We start from the raw sequence: 18,459 nt of genomic DNA, 5'->3' as shown, positions 1-18,459 counted from the left end.
GACAATGTATGAAACACATTTCCTTTTGTTTAGTAATCATTGTATTGTTAACCGCCAACATTCTGACTGTCAAAGGCCAGACGCCGAAAACTTTACGAGATGACATTTCCGTCCGACCTTTTTTCAAAATCGATAACACTGACACTCAGACCCGGATTGTTTACGATCCTTCGGATAAATCTTTTTATACGATAGCCTGGAATGGTGACCTTTTTCATTTAGTACCCGGAGCTGGTGGAAGCTACGCACTGCAAAGAATTTCAGGTGCGGAAGACCATCAGATCAATTATTTACAAGGTCTTGCCGTGCACGACGGCAGCATTTTCCTGGTGGGTAATGTGGTAATTCAGCAGGGCGTATCGGGTTACGGAAAAGCAGTAAAGTCCAAGATTTCGTCCGGTAAATTAGTCTGGACGGAAATTTTCAAAACCGCCGAGCATGCTTCCTCTAAAACATTATTTGACCACGCATTCAGCGCGATTTGTTTCTCGCCTGATGGCAAAGATATGTTCATCGCCAGCGGCTCCCGGACGGATCACGGAGAAGTAAAAGATAATGAGGGCCGCTATCCCAATTTGCGCGAAATTGCTTTGACGAGCTGCATTTTCAAGCTGCCCGCCAACGCGGAAAACTTGGCATTGCCCAATGACTCCGCCGCGCTGGCGCCCTACATTTATGTGCGGGGCGTGAGAAATGCATTTAGTCTGGCGTTTGCGGCAAACGGTGATTTGTTCAGCGTCGAAAATTCTGGCGACCGCGACGATCCCGAGGAAATGAATTGGATCAGGTCGGGCGCACATTATGGTTTTCCGTGGGAAATGGGCGGAAATGACACACCAATGCAGTTTACCGGTTATAATGCCGAAGCGGATAAATTGCTCAACCACGCCTACACCAGCTACCAGATCGGGGCTTTTCACGACGATAAAAATTATCCTCAAAAACCTAAAACCCTGACATTCCGCAAACCGATCCAAAACGCCGGGCCCGATGCTGATAAATATCGCGATCCTGCGACCGGCAATGTGATGGATGCCAGTGACCAGGGAAAAGCGGTAAGTACATTCACAGGTCACCGCTCTCCGCTGGGGTTGGTTTTTGATAACAAATCCGAGTTTGGCGGGGCATATACCGGGAAAGGTTTTGTGCTGAGCTACCAGGAAGGTTCGGAATCTTACGGGCCGATGAATGATCCGAGCCAGGACTTGTTAATGCTGGATTTAAAAAAGAATACGGCGGGAGACGATTACACCTTGAATGCGCATTTGATTGCTAATCATTTCAAAAACCCAACGGATGCGAAAATCGTTGACAATAAGCTATATGTACTGGAAGGTCAGGGGCAGATCTGGGAGCTGACATTTCCGAAACATGCCATCGTCACAGCGATATCGCCTTCGGCAAAAGGAAAATTCAAAGCTTATCCGAATCCCGGCGCGGACAAAATGATCGTCGAGCTGCCTTTCAAATCACAGGCCGTGGCTCTTTCTGTGACGGATATTTCAGGAAGAACATTAATTAATGAGAGTAAACCCGCGCCAGACGGACAAGCAGAAATCGACATTTCGGCGCTGCACAGCGGCATTTATGTACTCAAAGCCGAGCTAAATTCCCAGCAAATGACGACCAGAATCTTTGTGAACCGATGAGACGTTTTTTAACATTATACACATTCATCGCGTCGGTTATTTTTTTGTCCTGCAAAGAAAAATCCGGCCCCATCACCGGCCCCGACCCGATCACTACACTGGCAAATTTTGCGCCTGTCAACGGCCCGAAAGGAACATTGATCACGATCCGGGGAGGTAATTTTGGAAATTCTGTCAGTGACATTTCTTTAAAAATTAATGGTTTATCTGCTGAAATCAAGTCAGTCAAGGACACTGAAATCACGGCTACGGTTCCTGACAAATGTGGGTTTGGCGCGTTGGTTTTATCGGTTAACGGAAAAGAATTTACATCTACTGAAAAATTCAGATATACCTATAAAGCCACGGTAAGCTACTTCACCGGCGGGCAAAAAGGCTTTGCCGATGGCGCGCCGGATGCCGTGAAATTTGAAGGGCCTTACAAGATTATTTTTGATTCAAAACAAAACTTTTATCTGACGGACCAGGGAAATTGCCTGGTTCGAAAAATTGCTTCGGACGGTACGGTGACGACTATCGCCGGCACGCCGCATTCCGGTTTTCAGGATGGAAAGGGCGATAAGGCGCTGATGAAATTTCCGATCGGCATCGATCTCGGACCTGACGGAACCATCTACATCGCGGATCATCAGAACAATGCGATCCGGAAAGTTACGCCCGACGGAACATTGACGACCATCGCGGGCGGACCAGACAAGGAAGGTTCTGCGGACGGAAATGTCAAAACAGCGACATTCAAAAAACCTTATGGCGTTAAACTGGACCAGGCCGGGACGCTCTGGATTTGTGACACGGAAAATGGTTTAATACGAAAAATATCGCCGGAGGGACAGGTAACCACCTTTGCAGGGAGCACGCCCGGCTTTGCCGACGGTAAGTTGCGGGAAGCGAAATTCTATTTCCCGGCGCACCTGACATTCGATGACCAGGGGAATATTTTTGTTGCGGACAAGCACAATCACTGCATCCGAAAAATCACTTCTGATGGAACTGTGACCACATTTGCAGGCAAGCCGGAACAAAATGGATTCAAAGACGGTACCGCCAAAGAGGCCATGTTCAACCAGCCAAGTAATGTACAGATTGACAAAGTCGGCAACTTATATGTGGCTGATTTGTACAATCATTGCATCCGGCTGATTTACCCCGACGGATTTGTGACTACACTCGCAGGCCAGCCAGGAACAGCGGGCTATGCAGAAGGCCCCGGTGCGGAGGCGAAATTTTACTATCCGCAAGGCAGCACATTCGACACTGCGGGCAAACTGTTTGTGACCGATTCTTTTAATAACCGGATCAGAAAAATAACCATTGAATAAGCAAAGCAACATGACAATGTACCTTTCAGAAATCTGGATATATCCGGTAAAATCCCTGGGCGGAATCCGGCTCAGCGAGGCGCAAACGGAAGAAAGAGGATTGCAATACGATCGCCGCTGGATGATTATTGACGAAAATGACAAGTTCATCACCCAGCGTATTTATTCCAAAATGGCGCTGATCGATGTTGCGCTGGAAGAAAGTCACCTCAAAATTTCAAACCGGCTGGAACCTGGAAATGATGTATTGGTACCTTTCGAGCCGGTTACAAGAAATCCCGTGACGGTAACGATCTGGGACGATTTAGTGGAAGCTGTAACAGTTTGCGACGAAGCTGACGCGTGGCTAAGCAAGGAATTGGGACAAAATTTGCGGCTGGTCGTGATGCCGAAATCGACTCGGCGGCAGGTGGATACAAAATATGCCAAGAACGATGAATATGTAAGTTTCGCAGATGGATATCCTTACCTGGTTATCTCCCAGGCCTCCCTCGACGACCTGAATGCCAAACTCCCGGAACCGATCACGATGACGCGCTTCCGTCCCAATTTTGTCATCACCGGCACCGAGCCTTTTGAAGAAGATCAATGGAAAAAGATTTCGATCGGAAACCTGGATTTTGAAATACTAAAACCCTGCGCCCGATGCATCCTGACGACTGTCAATCCCCAAACTGCCGAAAAATCCCCGGAGCCACTGAAAACACTGGCGACTTACCGAAAGGTAAATAACAAAATCCTGTTTGGGCAGAATGTGGTGGCTAAGGGATTTGGGGTTGTAAAAGTGGGGGATGTGGTAGAAGTTAAGGAGTAACCCTTAACTTCTTTCAGCTTTGTGCCTCCGACTCGGTCGTCCCGTTTGTTTGAAACGGACTTTTCATAATGCCACGTTCCGAGTTGCGGATGAAGTTTACAACTTCGTCTCTTTCGTTGGATGGGGGGAGTTCCAGTTCTATTTTTTGTAAAGCTTCGGCGTTGTTGAGGCCGCGCATGTAGATGTAGCGGTAGATATTCTGGATATCAACGATTTTCTCGTTGCTGTATCCCCGGCGACGCAATCCCACGGAGTTGATACCTACATAAGAAATAGGCTCGCGGGCTGCTTTGGTAAATGGCGGAACATCTTTGCGGACCAGCGATGCACCGGAAACAAATGCATGCGGACCGATTTTAACAAACTGGTGCACAGCGCTTAACGCACTGACAATCGCCCAGTCGCCAACGTGTACGTGACCTGCCATCTGCACATTGTTTCCAATGATACAGTTGTTTCCTACGCGGCAATCGTGTGCTACGTGGGCGTAAGCCATGATCAGGCAGCCGGAGCCGACCTCGGTGCGCCAATGTTCCTCGGTACCGCGGCTGATGGTGGCATATTCCCTGATCGTCGTGTTATCACCGATGATGGTCAGCGTGTATTCATTATTGTATTTCAGGTCCTGAGGTGTGGAGGAGATCACTGCTCCGGGAAAAATCCGGCAGTTTTTTCCGATCCTCGCACCAGAATTAATGACCGCATGTGAGCCAATCCATGTTCCCTCGCCAATTTCAACATCTGCATGTATCATCGCGAAGGGTTCAATTTCAACATTCTGGCCAATCTTGGCGCTAGAATGAATGTATGCTAACGATTGAGTCATTTTTTCTTTACCAGGCTTGCTATCATATCCGCTTCACACACCAATTGGCCGGCCACATATCCCCGACCACTCATTTTCACAATCCCGCGTTTCATAGGAGAAGTGAATTCACATTTAAAAATAACTGTATCTCCGGGGAAAACATTGCGTCTGAAACGGCAAGCATCGATTCCGATGAGATAGGGCCAGTAATTATCAGGGTCAGGCACGCTGGTCAAAACCAGGATACCACCGGTTTGCGCCATCGCTTCCAACTGCAAAACGCCAGGCATCACCGGGTTTCCGGGAAAATGTCCCAGGAAGAATTGCTCGTTGATTGTCACATTCTTCACACCGACAACGCTGTTTTCATCCAGCGCAATAATTTTGTCGATCATTTGGAAGGGATAGCGGTGTGCCAGCAACTGGCCGATCTGGTTAATGTCAAAAACCGGCGCTTTATGCGGATCATATTGCGGAATGTCACCCTTGCCCGATTTGATCAGCTTTTTGATCTTTTTCGCCAGGGCAACATTCGCTGCGTGACCTGGACGGGCTGCCAGAATCTGTGCTTTAATAGGACGTCCGATCAGCGCTAAGTCTCCTATCAGGTCAAGGAGCTTGTGCCTTGCCATTTCGTTGGGGTAATGCAGCTCCACATTGTTCAGAATCCCTTTGGATTTGTTGACGCTCACTTTCGGCTTATTCAAAAGCTGCGAAAGATGATCGAGCTCGCCATCCTGCACCTCACGATCTACGATCACGATGGCATTGGTCAGGTCGCCTCCTTTGATCAGGTTCTGCTTGTAAAGCATTTCCAGCTCGTGCAGGAAAACAAATGTGCGGCATCTTGCGATATCGTCTTTGAACAATGTAATGTCATTCAAAGAAGCATGCTGACTGCTGATTACGGTAGAATTGTAATCCACCATCACCGTCAGCCGGTAATCCGACAGCGGCAGGGCAGCGAGTTCAGTATCTTTTTCTTTATTGATATAATGAACATATTCCGGTACTTCGAAATAGTTGCGGTAAGCATTTTGCTCCTCGATACCCGCGTCCAGCAAAGCATCCACAAAGTTGATCGAGCTTCCGTCCATGATCGGCGGCTCGGGGCCGTCCAGCTGTATCAGGACATTGTCAATTTGAAGACCCACCAGCGCGGCGAGGGTATGTTCTACGGTATGAATCCGGGCACCGTTTTGTTCGATTGTCGTGCCTCGCGAAAGATCTACAACATTATCAACATCGGCATCTACGATAGGTTGGTCGGGTAAATCGATGCGCTGAAATTTATATCCGTGATTAGCTGCCGCCGGGACAAAAGTCATTGTTGCAACCACTCCTGTATGTAACCCTACCCCGGTTACAGACACGGACCTGGAAATCGTTTGTTGTTTTTCGTTCATTATGAAATCTTTTCTACTAAGAGGTGCGTTGAGTTATGGCTGCTTGACCGGCTCCTGAAAATCAGAAGTTTCATGCTTGCTTTCCAGGTCTTTCAGCCGCTCTTCCATTTCGGGGAGCCTTCTCACGAGTGCCATCGACCGCAAATGTTCGTTGAGATCTCTTGCAGGCGAGCCTGACAGTGAAAGCCCTTCTTTTTTGATGGACTTACCCAGGCCGCTCTGGGCACCGATTTTGGTATTATTAGCTATTGTAATGTGCCCTACCACGCCTACCTGCCCGGCGATGATACATTGTTCGCCGACGGTGGTTGAGCCGGAAATTCCCGATTGCGCTGCAATTACGGTATTTTTTCCAATCTCTACATTATGTGCGATTTGAACAAGATTATCTATTTTGACGCCCTGACGGATAATAGTCGAGCCCATCGTGGCGCAATCAATCGTGGTATTGGAACCAATGCTGACGTCGTCTTCAATTATGACATTTCCAAGTTGCGGGATGGTCTTGTAAGAACCGTCAGACTGCGGTGCAAATCCGAATCCGTCGCCGCCAATTACGGTATTTGCGAAAATCGTACAGCACTTTCCGATAACTGTATTGTCATAAATGCGCACACCCGGATGGATCACGGAACCCGCTCCGATCGACACATTATCTCCTAAATAAGCATGAGGATAAATCTTGACATCGTCACCGATAATACAGTTTTTACCAATGTAGGAAAACGCGCCCCGGTAGCAGTCGTCGCCCAATTTGCTGTTCTCTCCGATGAAGCTGGGCTGCTCAACCCCTGTCTTGATGCGGGAAAGGCGTTTTTGGTATTCTTCTAATAAAATGGTGAAAGCAGTGTAAGCGTTTTCTACGTAGATCAGGGTTGCCGCTACTTCCTTTTTCGGGGCAAAATCCTTGTTAACGATCACCGCAGAAGATTGTGTGGTGTAAATGAAGGCTTCGTATTTACTATTAGCCAAAAAGGATATACAACCCGGTTGCCCTTCTTCAATTTTAGCAGCCGAATTAATTGTTATTTTCTCATCTCCAACAATGGTTCCATCAAGCATTTGAGCAATCTCGCTGACAGTAAATTTCATATTTTTCGGCTAATGTATTTCGAGAATGTTGTATAATTTCTTTAATCTTCCTTCCCTTTTTGGACGCTGACTAACCACGCAAAGATACATTTTTACCCCAACATACATAGTACTTGCGTACAATCTTAGTCAGGGCCTCAATCGTCGGAATATCAGACGCGTCGGCTATATCGACCAAATCCCCGTTCTTCATTTTTACGCGGATCGGGTCCTGTTCTTTGGCATAGGCGGAGTTGGTTGTTTCGCCTTTTATCAGGAAGTAAGGTATTTGTGTTTCACCCACTCCCGATTGTTTCAGCTGCGCCCGCAAAGGCCCCAGAATTTCTTCTCCCGGCTCAGCATTGAAAAATTGTATTTTGAAAAGTTGGCGATTCAGCAGCATCTTACACAATGTTGACAGAACAGGGTCGGAATGCAGCCGCCAGCCTTTCACAGATGCCCATACGTCATTGTCGTCCAAAGCGTTGAATGAACTCAGCAGGTCAGGCTGGGAGTCGAAATCGGCGAGCGTATATTTTTCATATAAAAAGCGTGCAAAATCAGGTGTGGCGAACAAATCATGCCCCGCCGCTGTCAGTTCTCTCGCCCTGAAAAGTATTTGTGTAAGCATCGCCTGGGCGCTCAGAAGCGTTTTGTGAAGGTAAACCTGCCAGTACATCAGCCTGCGGGCGTGCAGAAAATTCTCGATACTGAGCAGTCCTTTTTCCTCCACCACCAGTTGATCGCCGCTGATGTCGAACATTTTGATGAGCCTGTCGGCGCCGATGGAGCCTTCGATCACACCTGTGTAAAAGCTGTCGCGTTTGAGATAATCCATCCGGTCCATATCCAGCTGGCTGGAAATCATCTGGTGAAAAAACCTGCGGGGATAGGTACCGTTGAACATTTGGATCGCGATATCAAGGCGGCCGTTCATCTGCCGGTTAATGTCCTTCATGAGCACCAGCGTCACATCTTCATGTGCCACGCCCGGCATCATCACGCTTTCGAGTACGTGAGAGAATGGACCATGACCGAGATCATGCAGCAAAATCGCCGCTTGTGCCGCTTCAAATTCCAATTCCCAGATCATGTGGCCCTTTTCCTGCAAAGCTTTCAAGGCCTGCCCCATCAAATGCATGGCGCCGAGGGCATGGTGAAAGCGGGTATGCAGCGCGCCGGGATAGACCACATCGGCCAAACCAAGCTGTTTTATTCTCCTCAGACGCTGAAAATAAGGGTGATCGACCAGATCGTAGAGTAAGTCAGAAGATATCGAAATGAATCCGTAAACCGGATCGTTGATTATTTTCCTTTTATTCAAAACGCAGTTTTTTGGTAAAAGTAATAAAACTAGCAACGGACAAAAGAAGTTATTCTTGTCACTCGGTTTGCAGATTTCTACTCTTTCCGTAGTTTTGCACTCCGAACGAAGTTCGGTTTGGGCCAATAGCTCACAAAGCGTTTGCCCGGTCGCTTAGAGCAACTGACATACAAAATTAATTCAGGAGGGCCTATAGCTCATTCGGTTAGAGCAACTGACCGCGCGGCGGCCGCTCATAATCAGTAGGTGCTTGTTTCTAAACCTGGCAAAATATTAGGGCCTATAGCTCATTCGGTTAGAGCAACTGACTCATAATCAGTAGGTGCTTGGTTCGATTCCAAGTGGGCCCACATTAATAAGCACTTAGCAGCAATGTTTAAGTGCTTCTTTATGTCAATCATAATCAGTAGGTGGTTGCCGGGGGCGCGATCGTCTTCGATTCCAAGTGGGCCCACATTAATAAGCACTTAGCAGCAATGTTGAGTGCTTTTTTTGTTGGGGAGCTCTCATTCGGTTAGAGCAACTGCCCGTTCCACGGCGGCTCATAATCAGTAGGTGGTTGCCGGGGGCGCGATCGCCTTCGATTCCAAGTGGGCCCACATCAATAAGCACTTAGCAGCAATGTTGAGTGCTTTTTTTGATGATAAGCTCTCATTCGGTTAGAGCAACTGCCCGTTCCACGGCGGCTCATAATCAGTAGGTGGTTGCCGGGGGCGCGATCGCCTTCGATTCCAGGTGGGCCCACATTCAAGAGCGCTTAGCAGCAATGTTAGGTGCTTTTTTATGACCGGGACTCACGCAAGTATAAAAAGATAAATAATGGGCTTTTACTGATTTGTAACCAATGTTATAAATCGCTCCTCGTGAAAGTTTTTGGAATTGCTTTGGTCATCGTCGCTTCCTTCTGTATTTACTACTTTTTTCTGCGCAAAACAACTTCTGAAAGATGGACCAAGACGCTGCCTGGCGTAGGGACTTTTTCTTCGCCGCGGGTGGAAGATATCAATGGGGATGGCGTCATGGACATTCTTATCGGGGCTGGAAAGGCAGAGTTTGAGCATTGCGACTCGGCGATGATTGCGCTCGACGGGAAATCAGGGGAGCTGATCTGGGGAAATTCCGCGAATGATCAGATGTTTGGTTCGGCAGGACTTTACGACATTAATGCGGACGGTGTCAGAGATGCTTTTTTTGCAGGGCGATCGGTGGAATTTCAGGCGCTGGACGGCAAAACGGGCAAGGCGATCTGGAAATTTGACTCATCGCAATATTCTGCAAATGGCGAAAAATGGTTCAATTTCTACAACCCGCAATTTATTCACGACGTAGACGGCGACGGCCTGAAAGACATTCTCATTTCCAACGGTGGCGACATTAAAGTGCCCCCGTTTAATCCAAACCGTGCCGCTGGCAAGCTCGCCATTATGAGCAGCGCGACCGGGAAAGTGCTTTCAGAAGCATATATGCCCGATGATAAGGAAATTTATATGTCGGTAGCGGTCGATTTTAACCAGCAAAATCCGGGAAGTTCGAGGATTATTTTTGGCACCGGTGGCGAAACAGTGGGTGGAAATCTTTTTGTTGGAACCATTCAAATGGTATTAGACGGCGACCTTTCGGCTTCCACAAAAATCGCGACCGGCCCTAAAAAAGGTTTCATAGCCCCGCCCGCCTGGGTAGATGTCAATGAAGACGGCGTGCTCGACATTGTCGTAAATTCTGTCGACGGACGCGTGCTGACTTTTAACGGAAAAAATTTGGACCCGCTTTGGACGGTCCGCCTCCCCTATACCGAGGCATATACCACGATGGCAATTGGCCGTTTCAATGCCGATCACGTCCCGGATTTCTTTATATCTTTTGCAAAAGGACGCTGGCCTTACCTAAAATGGACCAAACAGGCAATGATTAACGGATCTGACGGCAAAATCCAGTTTCTCGATTCGCTGGGATATTATCAAACCAGCAGCCCGGTAGTAGCCGACCTGAATGGTGATAAAATTGACGAAGTACTGTTAAGTGTGGATTACGAAATCATGGATGGTGCCGATAAAGTATTCAATACCAACATCTTCACCATAGATTTCACTTCAAAAAAAGTGTCCCAGCTGACGGAAGGAATCCCCGGACATAACCTGTCTTCCACGCCCTGGATTGGTGATCTCGACAACGACGGCTATCTCGAAGTGATTTATTGCAACAGCACCGACAAGCACAACGAACTTTCCCAATCCTTCGACGGGATGCAGGTACATTGTATTTCTACCTCGGTGCCGGTAAAAACCGCAATCAAATGGGGCGCTTACATGGGCAGCAATTACGACGGCGTTTTCCGCAATGATGCAAAATTGTGACAGATCATTCTCTCACAAAATCACCATAATGTCGCTGTTGGGCTTGTCTTTTTTCTCAAGATATTCCCACGAAACAATGTCTTCTTCCGGGTAAATGTTGCCGGTATCCTCCGGCCCTTCATCTCCAATAGCCTCCACAAACGCCTTGGAGCCCTTTTTATAAGTCCCCTCTCTTGGGATACCATTCATATCTGTAAATAGTACCAACGCCTGATCTTCCGGAAGCTTGCCTCTCATGATTTTTCTGATTTGCTGTTATTAAGAATGATCAATTTTAATGCCAGGAAAGTAAACTTACCAACCAACACTTTTCCTCAAAACACCGCCGACCCACCCCAAACAAGACCTGACAACACCTGACAATAAATGACCACACCTGACAACAAATGACCACCAATGACAAAAAAAGCTCCGCACCTCAAATCCCCTTCGCAAAAACCAAAAACTCCCGCCAATCAAACTCCGTCATATTATGCTCACCTTCCCGAATGTGGTAGCCGAGTGGCGGGTTCGGAAGCGGAACATTGATGGCAGGCGGCGTTGCAGGAAGTTGGGATTTTATCTTGTAAAGATTGTAAACGCTTTCCGCGTTTTTTAGCGAGAGATATGTGCCTTTCGGGTCAGCCCAGAGGTCTTTGGAAGCATTGGTGGCGTAAACCGGTCGCGGAGCAATCAGGGCGATGAGCATGTGCTGGTCGACTGGAAGGCTGTTTTCTTTGTCGTTAAATTTCTTGTAGTTGTTGTTAAACCAATGTGGGAATGTGGTATTGATACGGGAAATGCGCTCACCAAATTGTCGCCGGGCCAAAGCCGCACCCGAATTTCCAGAGCAATTGGTGACGCAAGCTGCGAAACGCTGGTCCTCGGCGGCTGCCCAGAGTGAGGCTTTTCCGCCGCGGGAATGCCCTACCACAATCACTTTTTTAGCATCGATATCGGCATCTTTTTCAAAATAATCCATCACCCGGCTCGCACCCCAGGCCCAGGCACCGATCGCTTTCATACCATTATCGGCTTTGAGCTGCTCGGGATAAAGTTGCAGCACGCCATTCATATAAGTATCCTTATTGTCCGGCGCGAGATCATTGACGTGGAATGCGGCGATAGCGAATCCGCTGTCTATCACCATTTCAGCCGGCCAGAACTCACTTTTTTTCTGACGCGTCGGGTCGGTATTGTCATTGGGGCGATTATTGATCAATAAAAATACAGGTACCGGCCCCGTAGCCTTGGTCGGAGTGAACAGAACCACATCGATTTTTACCGACTTCCGGTTTTTGAAAACTTCTATGGTCACTTGTTTTAACTTGGCTTTTCCGCCCATCGCCGCGCCTTCTTCGGTGGTGATCGAGCGCCTGACGCTATCGTACGCCATCGGCATTTGGCCGTAAATGTTGTTTTCAAACATTTTCAGGATTTCCGGCCGCCGCTCCTTTTCCCAGGTTTTTACGCTTTTTACTTTTTTCCCGGACGAAGTTTTGAGCACATCGGGCAGGATGTACGACGGTACTTTTGACTCATCGTAATTCTGTGCGTGCCCGGCGACTGCAGTGAAAATCAGGAAAATGAATGTAAAAAAGGCCTTTAACATGAAAGCGGTGATCTATCTGAAATTATATCAGATAAACCACCGCTTTTTATTTTTATACTGCGAAAGCTACAACTTTACTTCCCCCTCGTCCTCGCCCTGCCAGTATTTGATCTGTTTGGCTATCACTGTGATCATGGCAAGTCCGGGAGTATCGAGGCCGTCTTCGAACCAATCTTCCAGTTCGTCAACCCAATGTTCAGCCATCTTTTCTTTGTCGCGGGTTACTTCCGCTTTTCCTGTGATTGAAATAAACAATTCGTAACCCTGCTGAAAACCAAGGTTAACACCATTATCCATCTCAATGTCGGATACCATGCGGGAGCTTTCCCAGGTAAAAAAGTGCGAGTTACCGTCATATTCAACCTGCCGGTTATTACTCATCGGCCGCGAGGCCAGCATACCATTCGAAGTTGTGGTCGTAAGCATGCAAATATCAAGGTCTTTCATGACCTCGGCTACGTCTTTCAAAGTTTTATCTGCCATGGTGTTTTTGTCTGTTGATGAAGTGTTGCTTTATTACTAATAAAATAGTGCCATGGGCGCGCAGCTATTTGAAGAAGTGCAATCGCTTATCGCTTACAGTTGAGAAATGACAGACCTACCTGAAGACACTTTTTCAAGCTCATGCCTGAAATAGTTTAAAAATTTATAAGCACTTACTCTGTCCAGGTGAGTACCATCAGAAGTAATGTAGCCGTTACAATCGGGAACTGATATAAACTTGCAGCCCAGCGGCTTAAAAACCTTTTTCACTGCTTGCCGCAGTTGTACCTGAGCCGCAAGACCACACGCGGCAGGATCAACCGGAACCTCGAAAAAAACAACCTGAACACCTCTTGCCTGCAATTGGGTAACCAATTTTTTTAGCCTGCCCATCTGATCTGCAACCTCCCCTTCCGGCATCGGGATCGTACTCTTATCTATTTTTATTTTTAGCATGCTTCGGTAAACGGCTTCATCTCTGACGAGTTCTTTGAGCGGTTCAAATGCTAAACTATCGGGGTGTGATTTTCTCGGTGTAGTAATTCGTGCCAAAACTTCCACGGGCTGATGACTTTCCCTGAATGATTCGAAAAAACGCTTTAATGAAAACATGACCGGAGAAAAAAGCGCACTTTGAAAGATTTTATCTTCCCGCCGCATTAAAATATTCGTCTCAATAAATACCTGCTTTGGTGAAGAACTCAACTTTTCAAGGATAAGCAGACCGTCCAGGGCAGAAAGACCATCGAAAGAAAGATTATAAAAATTATCAGGCAAACTGTCTTTTGAAATTTTCGAACTCAATTTGACAGCCACCGATGACCCAACCATCACATTGTCGTACTGATGATCGGAAAAAATAAAATTATTTGCCCTGATGATATTAGCCTGCCATTGATTCTGACCGATAGTCCACCAGACATTGGTCGAGCGGATCAAAAGCTCATAACAAATTAAAAAGATCGCTACTAGAAGTAAAGAAGTCCGGATCATAATCAATTAATATTCAGAAAAAGACATTAAAACTGGAAATAGATAAAATCTCCTCCAATTCCACTATTTGTGATAATCATAAAAAGCATTATTGCATAAGCAACAGGCGCTAAAACCCGAAGTGCAGTATTTATAAATGCGTATTTCTTACCAAGATAAATGGCATGATAGAGGATTACTGGTACTGAATAAATTAATATGAAAACAATGATTTTACTGGAAGTTTCTTTTTTGGTGTTATTCACGATAGCCTGAAAATATTTGAAAACATGCGTAATATCCGTGAGCTTGAATAAGAGCCAGGCCAGTGATACAAATGAAAAAACGATAAAACCACCCGCAATTTCCCTAACCAGGTTGGGCTTTTCCTGCTGCTTTTTAGAAGAACTGGTAAGCAGGCGTTCACTTGCCAGCGCAATCCCATGAAATGCGCCCCAAATCGCATAACTCGATGCAGCTCCATGCCAAAGACCACCTAAAACCATCGTAATTATCAAATTGAGGTAGGTTCTGGCTTTCCCTTTATGATTACCTCCTAGCGGGATATAAAGATATTCCTTCAAAAAAGTCGAAAGAGAAATGTGCCACCTGCGCCAGAATTCGGAAAATGAAGTAGAGATATAAGGAAAATTAAAATTCTCCATCAGTCTATATCCAAACAAACCGGCTACACCGATCGCAATCAGTGAATAACCGGCAAAATCTGCGAAGATCTGCATAGAATAACCAAACAGCATTGCGATGAGAACCGTGGAAGAATGCCCTTCAAAATAGGGATACTGGATCCAGAATGTATGTTGGCTTATCTGATCTGCAATGACCATTTTTAGAAAGTAGCCCATCACCAAATTCTTGTAACAAGACTCCCAGTTTATCTGCTTTAAATACTTTGTGCCAATTTGAGGAATGAAATCGTGCGCTTTCAGAATCGGCCCGGCAATCAAATGCGGAAAGAAAGCAACAAAGAAAGTTGTATTGAGAATATGGGTTTTAAATGATCGTGGAACCAGATTCTGAAACTCAGCCCTTTTTCTATCTTTAAAAGCATCAATCAGAAGGCTGATACCTTCAAATGTAAAAAACGAAATACCTATGGGAAGAGGAATGTTCAGAAGGAAAGAGCCGGCGCTGCTATTGGAATTGAAAAACAGGCTCCCAACCAGGACACCATATTTAAAGAAAGCCAGAATAGAAAGATTTATAATAACACCGATCGTCGCAAATAACTTTTGCCTTTCCGGCTTTCCATAAACCACTAAATAGCTGGTGCTGACATTTATGACGACTGAGGCCAAAAACAGCGCCAGTAACCCTGGATTGGAATAACCATAAAAAAACAGGCTCGCGGTAATTAATGTATGAACCTGAAAATGTTTGAGAAACCCGGCGTAATAAACTGCAAATGAGACAGCAACAAGTAGTACAAATTCAAAACTGTTAAATAGCATGTGAAAAGTCTTTCAAGACTGGATAGTTGTTACGCGGCCTGAAAGGACAGGCCAGATCTAAATGTAACCATATGCAAGCGCTGCTACAAAGAAAATGACCCTGAGGTTCGTTTGACTTATTTAAAGGTTTTTTTGCTCCACTTAAAAAAATTTCCTCACCCATACCCAACCTTCCCCCCACCTCGTGTAGTTTATTTTATTGACAGGGCGCCGCTGTTCATTTTTTGTTCAACACTAAATTTTTAAAGTCATGAAGACCGAAAAGTTGCTGATGCTGTGCATGGTGCTGTTTTTTATGCAGCTTGTTGCCTGCGAGAGAAGTAAAATGGACCAGGTTGCGCCTGTGAACTCCGACATACGTACCGGAGCGAGTGAAGATTCTGCCTCATCGAGGATTGCCACGGATAAGGTGACCGGCATCAAACAAAAGGAACCCATTAATTTCACATTAACCGACGCGAAAAGTACCTCTGTGGTGTGGCGTGTAAGTCCGGCGCAGACCGTGATCAATATGGGCGCAAAAAGTCAGATTTACTTCCAGAATGCCGGAAATTTTCGAGTGATGGCCGTTGATAGTATGAGTTTCGATACCGCATATATTGATGTAAATGTGACTAACGAAATTTATTCGCCGCCGTCTGGCAATCAGGTTTTCAAGGAAAATGAAATTTTAAGGATTACACCTGCATTCCGTTCCGATACAAACAATATACTTATGTTCACTGCGATAACTACTAACAGTTATAATTGCGTAAACAATCAGCTGTTAACTTATTCCGAACGGACAGGTGACCTTTTCAAACTCGATTATCAGGGTATCATAACAAGCCTAATGTGTGATTCCGGAGAGAAAAAGCCAGAGAGCATGCGTTACTTTGTCAATCCTACCGGCCAGGCATTCGAAGGAAAAATTGAGATCTTATTCAATAACAAAACTTACAAAGGCTCATTTAAAAAATCTGGAGCAAAATATGAATTTGATTGGCCGTATGAAAGCGGGGTGGTTTTTACAACCAAATCCATTTAAATAGTTTGCGTAAACTTTTGGGCTGGCAATGCCATGTTGCCAGCCTACTCTAATCCCCAAGTTTGGAGAATTTAAAAGAAATATTGGCCGGTTGCCGGAACAAAGACCGTAAAAGCCAGGAAAAATTGTACCGCCAATTTTATCCTGTCCTTTTTGCGCTTTGCAGAAATTTCTTTGAGGACAAACATGACATTCTCACAGCGATCAATAATGGTATGCTTAAAGTTTTCCAAAACATGGATCAATATGATTCCGGGAAAGGTGAATTTTTTAGCTGGATGTATACAATCGTAAGAAATGCAGCATTAACATTACTTCGCGACCGCAAAACACAGACTTTCGAATACGATGAAATCGATGATCGGATGGGATTTGAATCTGGTTCAAATCCGTTTGACCAACTTGCGGCGGGTGACATCCATATTTATTTATTGCAACTTCCGGTAGCCACGCGGCGTATTTGTGGGTTGCATTATATAGATGGATTTTCGATAAAAGAAATTGCGGAGGCGCTGAATATCAGCGACGGAACTGTAAAATGGCATTTGAGTGAAAGCCGCACCCGGCTCAGGCGCATTTTTGAAAAATCACTTTAAGGCGTGAAAAAGAAAGACACACATATCGGTAAATTTTTTCGCGACCAGCTCCCCGAGCCTGAGGTCCCGGCCGACGACGCCTGGGCAGGAATGGACAATATGTTGAATGCTGCCGCCGGTGCTGGTGGTGCAGCTTCGGGACAAGCCGGAAAATGGTTTTCAGGTCTAACCAAACTCAAAAGTGTGATTTTAATCTCATCAACAGTGCTTTCAGTTTCCGCAGTTGTTATTTATAAAACGTTTAACGCGGATATTGAATCAAATAATAATCAAAAATCTGCTCGAAATATAAAATCTGAAATCACTATAAATGCGCCGAGTGAAGTAAAAGCTGAACATATTACAGAAAACACTTCAAATAATATTGATAGTGTACTGCTTGAAAGTAAGGGTAAGCTTTCAATTAAATCTGACAGTACATTCAGCAATAATGCTGATTCAGAAAAACTGACGTTCAATGAAAGGTTAATATCGTCGGGTAGTGATAGAAATAATACAGAGAAATCTGTTAGCCATGAAAAAATGATTAGTTCAAATATTGGTAAACCAAAAGATAATTCAGAAAATATAGCACGGTTTTCAAAAAGAACGAATCAAGTAAAATTTAATAACTCAAAAAGAACAAATCGTGCAGAATTTAATAACTCAGAAAATAACAATTCGGCGGTTAGTGTTTTCCGTAATGATAAGCGATTTAGTAAATCAGCAAATCAGGGAAATGAGAAACATGAAGTAAAAACAGACCTTCCTAATGTATTTTCAGCTAAAAAAACGGAGCCAATACTATCCGCAGAAAAACAAATCAACATTCAAATTTTAAAATCCCGCAATGCTCAATTTGCTAATTTTGATCCGCATTTGACGAAGAAGGTTATTGCGAAAAATCCACTAAAACAGCCTGAAAAAGAAAAAATTACAAGTGATCGCAGTTTTCATGTCGGGCTTGATTGGTCTTTGAATTCCTCTTTGAACACCACAAAATATCTTTTGACCGGCGCGGATAGCATTAACCACATTGGGCGGCATGTGATACCTGGCATTTTTGTAACCAAAAACTGGAAAAAGAGCAGCGCAACGTTTACATTCTCGCCTTATCAATCCTATTTTGGCGACAATAAAACCGTCAGTCGCCTGCCGGATTCATCGAATACCGATTCTTCCAAATCTTACCATAACAAAAGGTTTCTCAAATCCACAGGCCTGAATTTCAGCCTGCAGTACCAGTATCACCTCACCCGACTTCTCGCTTTGAACGCGGGAGTTTCTTACAGCCTTTTCACAGCAGCATTATTCCGGCCGCAATTCGAAAACTGGCAGGGCAAATTTCTGGATGAAAAGTTGAGCACATTGAAATCAAAAGAAATGTCGCAATACATTACGCCCCACCTTTTTGCAGTGAAAGCCGGACTTGCGTTTACACCAGGCCGTTTTCAGCTTGGTTTCAATGTAATTCTGCCACTTAATAATGTTTCAAAATCTCAGGATTTTCCGCTGAGGACTTTGAATGGGCAGGTTTATCTGCGGTTTTTGGTTTGGTAAAAACCGAAGGTTAAGTCATATCGACCGTTGGAAAGAC

At 45.4% G+C, this 18,459-nt stretch carries 16 protein-coding genes and 1 tRNA gene; 8 read left to right on the top strand and 9 right to left on the bottom strand.

Annotation, left to right across the window (positions count from 1 at the left end):
- Positions 1 to 8: 8 nt before the first annotated feature.
- From FEN17_RS20485 to FEN17_RS20475, 3 genes are read left to right on the top strand one after another with little or no spacing between them, the layout of a single operon-like run.
- On the top strand, positions 9 to 1,649 hold the full coding sequence (locus FEN17_RS20485; RefSeq protein WP_138367258.1) for a PQQ-dependent sugar dehydrogenase: 1,641 nt from the start codon (positions 9 to 11) through the stop codon (positions 1,647 to 1,649).
- The gene (locus FEN17_RS20480; RefSeq protein WP_138367257.1) at positions 1,646 to 2,968 is read left to right on the top strand and encodes an IPT/TIG domain-containing protein; all 1,323 of its coding nucleotides are present in this window, start codon (positions 1,646 to 1,648) and stop codon (positions 2,966 to 2,968) included. Before FEN17_RS20485 ends, FEN17_RS20480 begins: the two co-directional genes overlap by 4 nt.
- Before the next feature lie 16 nt (positions 2,969 to 2,984).
- The gene (locus FEN17_RS20475) at positions 2,985 to 3,782 is read left to right on the top strand and encodes an MOSC domain-containing protein (protein WP_138367256.1); all 798 of its coding nucleotides are present in this window, start codon (positions 2,985 to 2,987) and stop codon (positions 3,780 to 3,782) included.
- A 13-nt stretch (positions 3,783 to 3,795) separates the two neighbouring features.
- Here FEN17_RS20475 and lpxA read toward each other — a convergent pair whose 3' ends face one another.
- From lpxA to FEN17_RS20455, 4 genes are all read right to left on the bottom strand, one after another.
- Positions 3,796 to 4,608, bottom strand: a complete 813-nt coding sequence (lpxA, locus tag FEN17_RS20470; protein ID WP_138367255.1) for an acyl-ACP--UDP-N-acetylglucosamine O-acyltransferase — start codon at positions 4,606 to 4,608, stop codon at positions 3,796 to 3,798.
- Entirely contained in the window at positions 4,605 to 5,996 is a 1,392-nt protein-coding gene (locus FEN17_RS20465; RefSeq protein WP_138367254.1) for a bifunctional UDP-3-O-[3-hydroxymyristoyl] N-acetylglucosamine deacetylase/3-hydroxyacyl-ACP dehydratase, read from the bottom strand. Before FEN17_RS20465 ends, lpxA begins: the two co-directional genes overlap by 4 nt.
- Before the next feature lie 33 nt (positions 5,997 to 6,029).
- Positions 6,030 to 7,088 (bottom strand): UDP-3-O-(3-hydroxymyristoyl)glucosamine N-acyltransferase, encoded by a 1,059-nt coding sequence (gene lpxD, locus FEN17_RS20460; RefSeq protein ID WP_138367253.1) that lies wholly within the window; start codon positions 7,086 to 7,088, stop codon positions 6,030 to 6,032.
- A 70-nt stretch (positions 7,089 to 7,158) separates the two neighbouring features.
- Positions 7,159 to 8,391 (bottom strand): HD domain-containing protein, encoded by a 1,233-nt coding sequence (locus FEN17_RS20455; RefSeq protein ID WP_138367252.1) that lies wholly within the window; start codon positions 8,389 to 8,391, stop codon positions 7,159 to 7,161.
- Positions 8,392 to 8,667: 276 nt separating this feature from the next.
- Between FEN17_RS20455 and FEN17_RS20450 the strand changes: the two genes are divergently transcribed.
- Together FEN17_RS20450 and FEN17_RS20445 are read left to right on the top strand one after the other, a co-directional pair.
- Positions 8,668 to 8,741, top strand: a tRNA-Ile gene (locus FEN17_RS20450).
- 513 nt (positions 8,742 to 9,254) lie between these two features.
- Positions 9,255 to 10,745, top strand: coding sequence for a hypothetical protein (locus tag FEN17_RS20445; RefSeq protein WP_138367251.1), 1,491 nt, complete (start codon positions 9,255 to 9,257; stop codon positions 10,743 to 10,745).
- A 12-nt stretch (positions 10,746 to 10,757) separates the two neighbouring features.
- Here FEN17_RS20445 and FEN17_RS20440 read toward each other — a convergent pair whose 3' ends face one another.
- The 5 genes from FEN17_RS20440 to FEN17_RS20420 form a co-directional block, all read right to left on the bottom strand.
- Positions 10,758 to 10,982 (bottom strand): hypothetical protein, encoded by a 225-nt coding sequence (locus FEN17_RS20440; protein WP_138367250.1) that lies wholly within the window; start codon positions 10,980 to 10,982, stop codon positions 10,758 to 10,760.
- Positions 10,983 to 11,163: 181 nt separating this feature from the next.
- Complete coding sequence (locus FEN17_RS20435; protein ID WP_138367249.1) at positions 11,164 to 12,336, bottom strand: glucuronyl esterase domain-containing protein; 1,173 nt, start codon at positions 12,334 to 12,336, stop codon at positions 11,164 to 11,166.
- 66 nt (positions 12,337 to 12,402) lie between these two features.
- Positions 12,403 to 12,819, bottom strand: a complete 417-nt coding sequence (locus FEN17_RS20430; protein WP_138367248.1) for a pyridoxamine 5'-phosphate oxidase family protein — start codon at positions 12,817 to 12,819, stop codon at positions 12,403 to 12,405.
- A 93-nt stretch (positions 12,820 to 12,912) separates the two neighbouring features.
- Entirely contained in the window at positions 12,913 to 13,623 is a 711-nt protein-coding gene (locus tag FEN17_RS20425) for a hypothetical protein (RefSeq protein ID WP_138367247.1), read from the bottom strand.
- Between the two features lie 215 nt (positions 13,624 to 13,838).
- Positions 13,839 to 15,260, bottom strand: a complete 1,422-nt coding sequence (locus FEN17_RS20420; RefSeq protein WP_138367246.1) for an MBOAT family O-acyltransferase — start codon at positions 15,258 to 15,260, stop codon at positions 13,839 to 13,841.
- Positions 15,261 to 15,510: 250 nt separating this feature from the next.
- On the opposite strand from FEN17_RS20420, the gene FEN17_RS20415 reads away from it, so the two are divergent.
- The 3 genes from FEN17_RS20415 to FEN17_RS20405 all read left to right on the top strand — a co-directional run bounded on the left by FEN17_RS20415 (position 15,511) and on the right by FEN17_RS20405 (position 18,422).
- Positions 15,511 to 16,287 (top strand): hypothetical protein, encoded by a 777-nt coding sequence (locus FEN17_RS20415; RefSeq protein ID WP_138367245.1) that lies wholly within the window; start codon positions 15,511 to 15,513, stop codon positions 16,285 to 16,287.
- A 62-nt stretch (positions 16,288 to 16,349) separates the two neighbouring features.
- A complete protein-coding gene (locus tag FEN17_RS20410) occupies positions 16,350 to 16,883 on the top strand; it encodes an RNA polymerase sigma factor (protein ID WP_138367244.1) in 534 nt (177 codons plus the stop codon).
- Positions 16,884 to 16,973: 90 nt separating this feature from the next.
- Positions 16,974 to 18,422 (top strand): hypothetical protein, encoded by a 1,449-nt coding sequence (locus FEN17_RS20405; protein WP_138367243.1) that lies wholly within the window; start codon positions 16,974 to 16,976, stop codon positions 18,420 to 18,422.
- Positions 18,423 to 18,459: the final 37 nt, after the last annotated feature.

The organism is Dyadobacter luticola, from assembly GCF_005860805.1.
GTDB classification, from domain to species: Bacteria; Bacteroidota; Bacteroidia; order Cytophagales; family Spirosomataceae; genus Dyadobacter; species Dyadobacter luticola.
This window is presented reverse-complemented; position numbering and strand designations above follow the sequence as displayed.